This window comes from Candidatus Dependentiae bacterium (assembly GCA_020431705.1).
Lineage (GTDB): Bacteria > Babelota > Babeliae > Babelales > Vermiphilaceae > JAGQHQ01.
In genome coordinates, this window is the sequence record JAGQHQ010000032.1 from 1 (window position 1) to 4,238 (window position 4,238).

Consider the following 4,238-nt stretch of genomic DNA (forward strand, 5'->3'; position numbering starts at 1 on the left):
TTAACATCTTTTTATCAGCGAGATTTTCCTTTTTTTACAAAATTATTTCAAGATTTTAATTTTGGGATAGGTTCTAAATAAACGTGCTTGCTCGAGTGCAGTAGGTAAGTAGTTTGGTAATGTTTTACCAATATGGACAAAAACGATACTGTAATTATATGCATGCAGTTGTAATAATAGGAAAAGAAAGAAAGGAAAGATAAAAATTATAAATTTTTTATAGGTAGGTATGGCACGAAAGGTAATCATACGGCTCTTTCTTTTTTTTGTTGAAATTTGAGAAACGAATATTACTCCATCTGAGTTTTCTTATTTTAACTGGATATTGATTGTCAAAAATAAAATTAAAATAGAGTTCATATTCAGATGCACATGAACCAGCTAGGTTTTTTAGATCAATACAATTACAAAAGGCTTGCCAAAATTTCTCTTTGTGGTGCTGTTCAACAACAGTAAACAAATCTTGTAAAACAGATCGTTGAAAAAGCATGTGATGGCAAATACCAGATACGCTTTCTATGACACGCTTAAATCCAGGGATTAGTTTTTTACCGTGTTCAAAGTAGGGCATATGATACTCAGAACCAATGCCATATAATGCAGTGCCATCTTCATCAATGAATGTAATCGGGCGTAGAAATATAGTATCAGCATCAAGAACAAGTATGTCATCAGAAATATCTGGAACTACGAATAGTGCATAAAGTTTAAGTAGCTGCTGAAAAATCCAACCAATGCGATTTTTTCTTTTTGTTAAGTAATTTTTGGTTTTTTGTTTGTCTTTGAAAATATATGTAGCAATATCAATTCTAGAAAATGGATATTTTTTTTCATCGAACCACTCGGCATTATCAGTTAATTTTTTATCTGATATCACAATGATTCGATTAATATTTTTTCCGTTTTTCTGAATACCTTCAATACAAAGTTCGAGTGTGCGTTTATCTTTACTTGTACAGGGAATAATAACGTCTATTGTGTGTGAGTTAGAAAATAGTAATAGGCACAAACTCGCTGTTATGGCGATGAGATGAAAATCGTTATTTTTTGAGTATATATGCAACCATGATATTATCTTTACACTCACCTTTGTCCCCACCATTAATATAAGTAACGATGTAATCTGGATTTATTTTTGTATAGATGTCTTGCCGAGATAAATAATTAAATAGAATATGATCGCAACAGTGCATGTTGTTAATTACAATAGTATGTGTTTTGAGGCGAATACTCTTTCCTTGATAGGTTCCTGTTTCAACAAAGTAGTAGTTTAAAAATCGTTCGAATCCTTCTGGTGCCATATTGGCTGAAATAAATGGATATATAGCTAGAGACCAAGCAAGTACATATATAGGGTTCATGCGAGCGCCTTTTTGTATATGTATAGCATAACACATTACTCGTAACATAATTTTTATGTTATATCAAAGAAAAATATTTACATAAATAAACCGAGACCAAGCAAAATATGTTTAGTATAAGTAGGTAGAGCGTTCGGGTCATAAAATTATTATGCTTTCCGAACATGCTCGATGGATTAGCAATGCATTAGTGGCTGATAATGTCGGGTTGTTTGAAGTACTTACTTGGTACTTACTTTCTTTTCATTTTTACTTGAAGACGATGCAACATATTTGTTATAAAAATTTGTAGAGTGCAATGCATAGTTTTCTCTTATCGAGAAATAGGTTAGCGTAGTAAACGCTCCAGCTAAAATAGCACCAAGTCCACAAAAGTTCACTATTTTTCTGTTTGACTCTTCGAGACAATAATGACTTGTGATGCCAACAGCAACCAAAGCTATAGTACTACAAAGAAGTGAAAGATTTATAACAATTGGTAGATAAGGTGATTGCTCTCTATACTTTTGATCTAATTGTGCTGCTTGGTGTTGTAATTTTTCGTACTCTTCCATTGTCAAGGTTGTTTTTTCATTAGAGTCACTACGTTTTCCATTTTTTGTATCAGATTCTTTCGTACGTGATCCTGTATCAGATATTCCATACAAATGAGGAAAAGAAATAAATAGTGAGCTAATAATCATAAAAAAAACAGTACACTTTTTCATAAAAAATCCACCCTATTAAAAATAAATAATATATAAACACACCTAACTATACCGCTATATATATAATAAAGCAATTCAGGGTGCATATATTCATTGTGCTTTTTATTGTATTTGCATATGATATGTATGAGATTGTCTTATTTTTTTACAAATAAGACGTTGCCAAAAAACCATTGTTTTTGATCGATAAAATCACGTCCAATTTCTTGAAAATTCCTTTTTTCTAGCCATTGTTTTACTTGCTCGTAGGTATATTGGTTTTCGTATGCTTGGCCAAAATTAACTTCAGTATAAATTACTTTTATCGTTTTCAGTATGTGTGGTGCAGCTTTAAGTACATGTAATTCGTGTCCTTGCATGTCCAACCATAAAAAATCAACATGATTAACACCATATTGTTTTGCCCAATCGTCAATGGTTATTGTTTGCACGTGTATTGTTTTTTTGTATTGTACGTCAGAAAAAGAAAGGCGTTTTTGTGGTTTATGTAATGAGCCAGCTTGAAATGGTTGGCCTGGTTTGTTTGGTTTTTCTGAAATATAAAAAACAGTAGTGCCTGTTTTTTCACTCAGGGCGATATTGTAGCAATGCACATGTGATAGTGAGGTTGTATTTTTCTTTAGCAGCGCAAAAATATCTGGAACTGGTTCAAAAGTATGTATTGTTCCACAGGGCCATTGCCTGCTTAGTTTTCTGGTGTCTCTACCATCAAAAGCTCCAGCTTCTATAATAATAGGGTTGTCTGGTATATAGTGTGAGATAATATTCAGTAGTGTATTTTTTTGGAGTAGTTGCGTTGTCATATGAGTACTTTTGAGATATGTTACTATATATTTTACGATTTTAAAAAAGAGTATACAATGAAGTTGAATCAATATTTTTCATTCATTTTATCTATTCTCATTATTAGTATATTCAGTTGGGCGTTTTATACCAGTAGTGGTTTCTTTTTACAAAAAGAAAAGCAACAAAAAACATATACCATTGGGTTGTTAGTAATGGCTACAGGTCAGCAATATCTTGAGGCTGCAAAGCGCATGATAGAGTCTGCGCAGGTGCATTTTTGTAAAAATCATAAAGTTAATTATTTTGTATTTACTGATAGTACAATTGATTTACCCAGAAATACAGTGACATTATATCAGAAACAAATGGGTTGGCCATATGATAGTATGATGCGTTTTGCAACGTATCATAAATATAGAGATCATTTTAAGGAATGTGATTATCTGTTTTCATGCGATGCAGATATGCTTTTTGTTGATGATGTTGATGATGAAATATTGGGGGATTTGGTAGCCACTATTCATCCACAAGTTCGTTTCAGGCCTCGTGGCTATGAGCATAATCCAATTTCAACGGCACATATGCATAGAGCGCATGGGACCCATTATTTTGCCGGTGCATTTTATGGTGGCACACAAAAAGAGTTTTTGAAGCTAATTAGTATCGCACAAGAGAATATTAATATCGATTTGGCTCGAGGTTATATTGCACGTGTTAATGATGAGAGTCATTTGAACCATTATTTTGCATATAATCGGCCAAAAATTATTCTAGGACCTGAATATTGCCATTTTGAGCATTGGAAATCCCCATACAAGCCAAAGTTAGTTGCGCTAAGTAGTTTAGATGTTAATAAAAGGTTTATGAGGAAAAAAGCGTCATATAATCCGCTTGAGTATTATGTGAATTTGTTAAAATCGGAGTTTGATGCAAACTCATCGAATAGGATATAGTTATCTGTTACTTATGTGATCATCATGAGAATGTGAATAATGCTTACTTTTTTTGATAAACTTAGGGAAAATCATTTGTAAATATGGCAAAAATATATTATAATATTCCCTTAAATACTGAGAATTTTTAGCAGTAATTCATCTTGTTGTTTAGGGGGCGTTGTGAGTCAGAAGAGGCATGCGGGAATATCGTTTTTTTTAGTTTTTATTTCCGTGACCAGAAAACCGTGGCCTTTTAAGGCCGGGGATGAATGGTCTGCCTTAGTGGGCGGATATGAGTAAAAGTTAAAAACTTTTGCGAATGCACACTAAAAATGGCATCTTGGACAATATGAGTAAATATTGGAAAGGATTGCAAACAACGCATAGGCTTATGTATCACTTAGTGTGGATTCCAAAGTACAGAAAGAGAGTGTTAAAAGGAAGAATAG

General features: G+C 32.8%; 5 protein-coding genes. 1 reads left to right on the forward strand and 4 read right to left on the reverse strand.

Going from position 1 to position 4,238, the window contains the following annotated elements; all coding sequences use genetic code 11:
- Positions 1-217 precede the first annotated feature (217 nt).
- The 4 genes from KC460_05120 to KC460_05135 form a co-directional block, all read right to left on the reverse strand.
- On the reverse strand, positions 218-1,087 hold the full coding sequence (locus KC460_05120; protein MCA9770722.1) for a hypothetical protein: 870 nt from the start codon (positions 1,085-1,087) through the stop codon (positions 218-220).
- Entirely contained in the window at positions 1,041-1,361 is a 321-nt protein-coding gene (locus tag KC460_05125; protein ID MCA9770723.1) for a hypothetical protein, read from the reverse strand. The genes KC460_05120 and KC460_05125 overlap by 47 nt, the downstream gene beginning before the upstream one ends.
- Positions 1,362-1,582: 221 nt before the next feature.
- Positions 1,583-2,068, reverse strand: a complete 486-nt coding sequence (locus KC460_05130) for a hypothetical protein (protein MCA9770724.1) — start codon at positions 2,066-2,068, stop codon at positions 1,583-1,585.
- A 137-nt stretch (positions 2,069-2,205) separates the two neighbouring features.
- On the reverse strand, positions 2,206-2,871 hold the full coding sequence (locus KC460_05135; protein MCA9770725.1) for an FkbM family methyltransferase: 666 nt from the start codon (positions 2,869-2,871) through the stop codon (positions 2,206-2,208).
- A gap of 57 nt (positions 2,872-2,928) precedes the next feature.
- Here KC460_05135 and KC460_05140 point away from each other — a divergent pair, with 57 nt between their 5' ends.
- A complete protein-coding gene (locus tag KC460_05140; protein ID MCA9770726.1) occupies positions 2,929-3,807 on the forward strand; it encodes a hypothetical protein in 879 nt (292 codons plus the stop codon).
- The last annotated feature ends 431 nt before the right edge of the window (positions 3,808-4,238 follow it).

Bases quoted from the DNA above. Each gene is read 5' to 3' on its own strand.
- KC460_05125 (MCA9770723.1), bottom strand. From the start codon at position 1,361: ATGAACCCTATATATGTACTTGCTTGGTCTCTAGCTATATATCCATTT.
- KC460_05130 (MCA9770724.1), bottom strand. From the start codon at position 2,068: ATGAAAAAGTGTACTGTTTTTTTTATGATTATTAGCTCACTATTTATT.
- KC460_05135 (MCA9770725.1), bottom strand. From the start codon at position 2,871: ATGACAACGCAACTACTCCAAAAAAATACACTACTGAATATTATCTCA.
- KC460_05140 (MCA9770726.1), top strand. From the start codon at position 2,929: ATGAAGTTGAATCAATATTTTTCATTCATTTTATCTATTCTCATTATT.